Raw genomic sequence first — 7,057 nt, forward strand, 5'->3', positions numbered from 1 at the left:
GTTAACCCTCAATGGTGAAGAGGCCGGCATTGGCGTGAGCGTAGCTCATGGCATAGTCGATCTCGCCCGACGCCTCTGCGTGGATGGTGAGAAGCGGCTCACCAATCGTGATTTGTTCGCCTAGGCGTTTGTGAACGGTCAGACCAGCGGCCGGGCGTTCGGGAGCACCAGCAAGTTTTGCGAGCCTGGAGAGCTTTCTATTATCGATTGCTTTCAAGACCCCTGACCGAATTGCCGCGACGGGCGCAGTTTGCGCTGCGCGTGGTGGTTCGCGCAAACCGCCTTGAGCGGCGCATATGGCCTGAAACTTCGACCAGGCAGATCCATTGTCGAGCGCGTCCTGAGCCATGGCCGCTCCGGTATCCGGTTTGGCACGGCCCGCAAGTTCAAGGGCGGCGCCAGCCAGCGTCAGCGCCCGTTCGCGAAGATCTGGCGGCGCGCTTTTGCTTCTTTGCAAGACCCTGAGCACGTCCCAGGCTTCGAGCGCCGGTCCGATGCCGCGCCCGACGGGTTGGAGCCCGTCGCTGAACACGCAATGGGTCTTGAGGCCAAACCCACGTGCAACGATCGTCATGTGCTGGGCAAGGGCGCGGGCACCGGCAGCACTACGCAGTTTAGCGGTTGGTCCGACGGGCAAGTCGAGCACCACATGGCTCGCGCCGGCGGCGATCTTCTTTGACAAAACAGACGCGATCAGCTGACCTTCGGCGTCGATGTCGAGGGCCCGTTCAATGCGGATGAGAATATCATCGGCCGGGCTGAGCTGGACCGCGCCGCCCCAGGCAAGGCATCCACCTTCCTTTTCAACAACCCGCCTGATGTCTGGCAGTGACAGATCGACTTGGGTGAGCGTCTCCATCGTATCTGCAGTTCCGGCGGGCGATGTGATGGCGCGCGAGGAGGTCTTTGGGACCGTCAAACCCAGGCTGGCCAAGATCGCAACAACAATCGGCGTCGTGCGATTTCCGGGTAGGCCGCCCACGCAGTGTTTGTCGATGACCATGTCGGTATTCCAGTCGAGTTGCTCTCCGACGTTCACCATGGCGCCGGTCAGCGAGGTGATTTCGTCTATGTCGAGGCTCAGCGTGGAACAGGCTGAGATAAAGGCGGCCAGATGAATATCAGAATACAGTCCGGCGGCGATATCAGTCACGATCCGGTCAAATCCATCGCTTGGCAGCCGTTTGCCGGTCATCCGTTGACGCACATCAGAGAGAGACCGAAGCGTTGGAGCGTGGCTGACTTTAAGATCTGCGCCGGGCTCGGCACCAAGCCGGCTCCAAGCCGCTTCAGAAAGACCAGCCTCGCTAAGGGCCAGCCAATCATCGTCGATCTGGTGCAGGGTCGCGACCACGTCCCGCCCGTCGCAACTGATCAGCACACGGGCGCGCGACGTCAGTCCTTCTGAACGGCAGACCGGGCAGTCGGTCCGCATTAGAATGATCGCTTCGTCCTGAGCATGCCATTTCAGGCGTCGCGCGGACAGGGTCGTGGCGGCGTGGGGTTGATTATCCTGCGTCATTCGTCGCCGCTTCCAAGCTCATAGGCCTTCTCGATGGCAACAACATCAGTGCGCCAGCCGAGCTCATCCTGCATACGCGTGCTTAGCGCCTCTGATGCATCGGGTTCGCCGTGAACAATAAATGCTTTTGCCGGACGCTTTTCAAAGCCGCCAAGCCAGGAGATCAGCTCGTCGGCATCCGCATGGGCTGACAAAGCGGGCAGGCTGGCGATCTCGGCGCCGATATGAACGTCGTGGCCGAACATTTTGACCTTGCTTGCGCCCTTGAGAATCTTGTCTCCACGCGTGCCACCGGCCTGATATCCAGCAAACAGGATCGTATTTTTCCGGTCTCCACCAAATGCCTGAATATGGTGCAGAACGCGGCCGCCTGTGATCATACCGCTCGCTGCGATCACAACCTTTGGCATCAGATCATTGGTAATGGCTTTTGAAGCGTCGACGTCACGCGCATAAGTCGCAATCGCGCAAGTCTCTTCACAAACCTGCCGCGCAAATCTGTGATCATCGAGGTGTGTGCAGAGAAGTTCAGTTGCGTTTATCGCCATTGGGCTGTCGAGATAGATCGCGACATTCTCGAGCCGTCCCGCTTTTTTGAGCATCCAGATATGGTAGAGAATGAGTTGAGCGCGCCCGACCGCAAAGGCTGGAATAACCACTGTCCCGCCGCGCCTGGCGGTGCGTGCAATCACGTCACCCAGCTGTTCCATGGGATCGAGCTTCGGATGAGTGCGATCTCCATAGGTGGACTCTATGACGACGTAATCGGCATTTTGCACCGGCTCAGGGTCAAACATGAAAGGGTCGTCATAGCGGCCAAGGTCACCAGAAAAGATAATGGTTTTGCCGCCCCAACGGACTTCAACGGTCGATGCCCCAAGAATATGCCCGGCGCGGCGTAAATAGATATCGGCCCCAATCGCGAGATGAACGTCCTGGTGAAAGTCGATTGGGGTGAGCTTTTCAATCGCCGCTTCGGCGTCGGCGATCGTATAAAGTGGCTGAGCCGGTTTGTGGCGGGTGTAGCGAAGGCGGTTGGCCCGCTCGGCGTCTCGTTCTGAAATATACGCGCTGTCGCGCAGCAGGATTCCGCAAAGATCCTTGGTCGCGCTCGAGCAATAAACGGGACCGCGATAACCTTCTCTGACCAGTTTTGGCAGATAACCACTATGATCAATGTGGGCGTGCGTGAGGACAATGGCGTCGATGGATTTTGGATCAATCGGGAAGGGCGCCCAGTTGCGCTGGCGCAACGCCTTATAGCCCTGGAACAGACCACAATCGATCAGTATACGCTGACCTTCATATTCAAGAAGATGGCGTGAGCCGGTCACGGTTCCAGCCCCGCCAAGACTGGTCAGGGTGAGGGTCATGATGCGTGCTCCCGGCGCAGGACAGGTTTTGAGCGCTCGAGAGCGGATGGATCGCCTTGCCCATCAATGGCGCGCCGTTCATCCTCCGAAAGGAGATCGAGAGTTTTTTTCGGCAGCAACGCCATGGCGGCATCGACAGTATGAGCCCAGGTGCAGCGATTGGCGAACAGCATGCCTGCGACATCAAATGTTCCGCCGCGAGAAATGTAGCCGAGCGCGCGCAATTGTTCCGGCCCGCCATCCAGTCGTCTCAGCACACCCGTCATCGGTTCGGGCCGCGTATGCGTCAGCAGCACTCTTGCCAGCCCGCGCGGGAAAAGGGCTTCAAGCCTGTCTTCGCTCGCTGTGAATGCCTGCTCCATTGCGTCGCGTCCCATGCGGAACCTGCCCGGTTCAAGGATCAAGGTGACACAGCATGGCACGCCGCGTTCAGTGAGTCGCTGGAATGCGGCGAGGGCTTCGTGAGCCTGATAAGCGCCGATCGCGACCAATTGAATGTCGGCTGCCATGATATCACCGGCGATGTGGAGCGCTCCATTTTCCAGCGCGTGTTCGGCTTCCTCTTCGGATAGAAGGTTTGGGACATCTCGTTTCGGTGTCACGAGGCAGGCGATTTCGCCGCGCCCACGATAGATGTTGCGCAGCGCTTCAGCAGCGCTTGGCGCGTCGACCGGGAAGATCACCCGAGCGGTCTCCGACATTTCTCCGAGCAGCGCTTCGGGCAGTGTCGGGTCCTGGTGGGATTGTTCATTCTTGGCATTTTCCCAAGTATGCGAAGTTGCAATAAGCGGGACGCTGATCCAGCCCGGAATTTGACCGAGTTCTTTCTGTCGACGCGCGAAGATAATCTCCTGGCGCAGCGCGCCGAGCATCTTCATGGCGAAGGCCTCGTAGCTCACTGCGAGATTCAGCCCGCCCTTATTGCCAAGGGCTGCAGCTATCACAGCCTCTTCATTCAGCGCCGTGATGAGGCGACCATTTTTGGATTCAGGCGTGCCGGGCTCAGGCGCATTGACCCGATGCTTGAGCATCTCGAGCGTCAGCGGCATGTGGTTGCTGCGAAGCTCGTCAGGGTTTGCAACGCGGACCCGCAAATGCGGATTGGCGCGCACAATTTCGGTGAAACACTGATCGATCGCGTCCATTGCGCAATTTAGGCCGGGGGTGCCGAGCGAACGCGCGTCCGACCTAGGCAATACGGGATCAGATACCTTGCGAACGGCGAGGGCGTTCTGGCTTTCCAGCACGCGGTTTTGCATTTTATGGACGCTTAGCGTCCGGACCGCATCCTCAAGCATGTCAGGCGGTGTGTGGAGCGCTTGTACGCCGTCGTTAAAGAGCGCGCGTGCGCCCTTATTGGTATGCGGACTTCCGTCTAGTGGGAGATTGTGGGCGCTATTTCCGCCAGCTCCTGGAAACCCAAAACCCTTGATGCAGGGCGCGATCAGATAAGGCAGCCGCGCGGGGTAGGGGCCGTCCGTATCGCTCAGTTTTGAAAGCCGGGCCTCCGCTTCCAATATGCCCCATGCATAAGAGAGGGGATCATGGCCATCGACAATGATCGGGTCGAACCCGCTTAAGGTCAAATGCTTGACCAACCAATCAAGTCCGCCTTCCTGACTGATTTCGGTACGCTGTTCGATCCGCCGGCCATTCAGCACCATCACAGGCACGGCGAAACCACTATCGCTGGCGCGCCACCAGCGCGGCGCCCAATCGGATCCGCGCTGCTCTTCGAATGCGCCGTCGCTCAGAAAGGCGACAAGGCGCTCGCCCGGCAATGGCATGTGGATATATTGAAGGCTGGTGAATCCAAGATACCCGCCTTCCGACAACCCGCCAGCTGTATTCGGATTGACGTGGCTACCGAGCGGCACGCCGGGGCGGCCATCGGGGGTGATCGCATAGCCGTAAAAGTCGTTGACGAGCCGGGAAAGGCCTACTTCACTGCGATCATAGCGTCCTTGCTGCGCGGCTGAGACATCGCCTGTGAGCGCGTTGATGGCTTCAATTGCAGCGACGCAATGACCCTGCCCAAGGGTCCAAGCACGGGTATGGCCACTCAACGCATTGGCGGCGAGATAGCCTGCAAATGCGATCGCCATGTTAAACGATCCGCCCATATGGCCTTCTGGCGAGGGTTTGAAATCCCCCGCCTTCAGGGGTGCGCCAGACAGGTCGACGCGACGTGCATATGACATGTGCGCGATGAGCCACATTGCCGCATTCGCGAGTCTGTCCGTCGCCGAGAACACGTCTGCGGCCTCGGTTTGTGTGAGCGCCAAAAGCCCGCGGTCGGCGTTCTGCAAGATACTCTGAAGTCGCTGCTGCGTCTCGGTATCATGGACGATCACGCCATATCCGCTGGTCCATTGTTCTGTCATGATCGTCGATATCCCCCTGCCAGTTCGCGCATCAAAAATCAGGTGAGCAGTCTTGATACGGCGCGTGGCGGGCAAACCCTCACGATCAGATTTGCGTGGATTCAGGCTGGCTTTCGCGGTCCAGAAACGCAGCCTATAAGCAGGAGAAAGGCGATGAGTGTGATGGTTCAGTCTCGCCCAGAAAGGGGTTTTGATGCGGTGCGATAAAACCTGCGAACTGCCTGGCGCAAGTGATTTGATTGCTCTTAATAGGTCCTGCTTTTGCATGACGCTTGGTCGGGCCGATCTAGATGAAGCGATCTTGGCTCATGCTGGCAATGATGAGCTTTCGGTGCTTCTGGCTGCGCGGCCAAATCTATTTGCAGCCACGGCCGTTTTTGTATCACCATCGGACCTGCGGGCGATGCAGGCGCAAGTGTCTGCGATTGAAGCGGTTGCATCCCTCGCGTCTTATCATGACGTCGCCCTGGCACGCTCAAATGATATTATTTTTAGCGCTCAGACCGGCGCGCGCGGTCTATTCATGGGATACGATTTTCATATCTCTGAAGACGGACCTAAACTCATTGAGATAAATACAAATGCTGGTGGAGCCTTCCTGGTCAGCGAGCTCCAGCGCGCCACGGCAAAACAAGCTGAGGCTTGCGGAGATGCGCGTCTCGCGGATTCGGACGCAATCGATGCAGGCATTGTTGAAAGCTTTATCTCTGAGTGGCAGGCAACGGGACGGGAGGGCCGTCCGGGCAGGTTGGCTATTCTCGACCAGGACGCATCTGAGCAGTATCTTTATCCGGACATGCTGCTCGCGAAAGACTTGTTGGCCCGCAACGGCATCGAAACCCTGATCCTTAACCCCGAGGCGCTCACCTATGAGAACGGCGTCGTTGCGCACGGTGGAAGAGCTATCGACATGGTCTATAACCGGCTAACGGATTTTGATCTGTCCGAGCCAGGTCATGCACAGCTGCGCGCCGCGTTCCTCGACGAGGCGGTGGTTATCAGTCCGGCACCGCGCCACCACGCGCTCTATGCCAACAAACGAAATCTCATTTGGCTCAGCGATCCAGATTGGCTTAAGTCGTTCGGTGCGGATGACGCAGACCGACAGGTGCTTGCGGCGATCCCCGATACGCGGCACGTCACCGAAGACGTCGCTGATGAGCTTTGGGCTGCGCGGCGAGGATACTTCTTTAAACCCGCCGCGGGTTTTGGCAGCCGAGCTGCTTATCGTGGTGACAAACTGACGAAACGCGTCTGGTCGGCAATCCTGGAAGGGGATTATATTGCTCAAGCCCTGGTCCCGCCGACGGTGCGCGCCGTAACTGTCGACCAAGAGCCGGTTGCACTGAAGTATGACGTTCGGCTTTACACTTATGCCGGGAAAACACTGCTGTTGGCTGCCCGCGTTTATCAGGGACAGACGACCAACTTCCGCACCAGCGGCGGCGGGTTTGCGCCGGTGTATCAGTTCTGATGATCTGGCATGCTTCGTTTTCGGATAATGGTGCGAAGTCACACCAAACGCTCTAACTAGGGCGCTCATCGCTGCCTCTCGATTTAACGCCAATCTGAGTTCAATTAGCCAAATCGTCCGCAACTCGGACGAGTTGAAGAAAATCAAAAAATCAACTCTTAAGAGATCTGTGCTAGTTTTTTGAAATGGCTAAGCGATCAAAACAAGGCTCATTGGCCGCGCCTGAAAAGCGTGTCGCTAAGGCGTTGCTTCAACGCGGGTATTGACCTGAGCCCCGATTGGTCCCGCATTTGAATTGAGAGTC

General features: G+C 58.0%; 4 protein-coding genes. 1 reads left to right on the forward strand and 3 read right to left on the reverse strand.

All coding sequences use genetic code 11. From position 1 onward, the window contains the following. Position 1: 1 nt before the first annotated feature. From HY36_RS09380 to HY36_RS09390, 3 genes are read right to left on the reverse strand one after another with little or no spacing between them, the layout of a single operon-like run. On the reverse strand, positions 2–1,522 hold the full coding sequence (locus HY36_RS09380; RefSeq protein WP_051602670.1) for a thymidine phosphorylase family protein: 1,521 nt from the start codon (positions 1,520–1,522) through the stop codon (positions 2–4). Next, a complete protein-coding gene (locus tag HY36_RS09385; protein ID WP_035551724.1) occupies positions 1,519–2,895 on the reverse strand; it encodes an MBL fold metallo-hydrolase RNA specificity domain-containing protein in 1,377 nt (458 codons plus the stop codon). Before HY36_RS09385 ends, HY36_RS09380 begins: the two co-directional genes overlap by 4 nt. Next, positions 2,892–5,279: a xylulose 5-phosphate 3-epimerase gene (locus HY36_RS09390; protein ID WP_051602671.1), complete on the reverse strand. Its 2,388-nt coding sequence runs from the start codon at positions 5,277–5,279 to the stop codon at positions 2,892–2,894. Before HY36_RS09390 ends, HY36_RS09385 begins: the two co-directional genes overlap by 4 nt. A 265-nt stretch (positions 5,280–5,544) precedes the next feature. Between HY36_RS09390 and HY36_RS09395 the strand changes: the two genes are divergently transcribed. After that, positions 5,545–6,753: a hypothetical protein gene (locus HY36_RS09395; RefSeq protein WP_206741177.1), complete on the forward strand. Its 1,209-nt coding sequence runs from the start codon at positions 5,545–5,547 to the stop codon at positions 6,751–6,753. Positions 6,754–7,057: the final 304 nt, after the last annotated feature.

The organism is Hyphomonas atlantica corrig., assembly GCF_000682715.1.
Taxonomy (GTDB): Bacteria; Pseudomonadota; Alphaproteobacteria; order Caulobacterales; family Hyphomonadaceae; genus Hyphomonas; species Hyphomonas atlantica.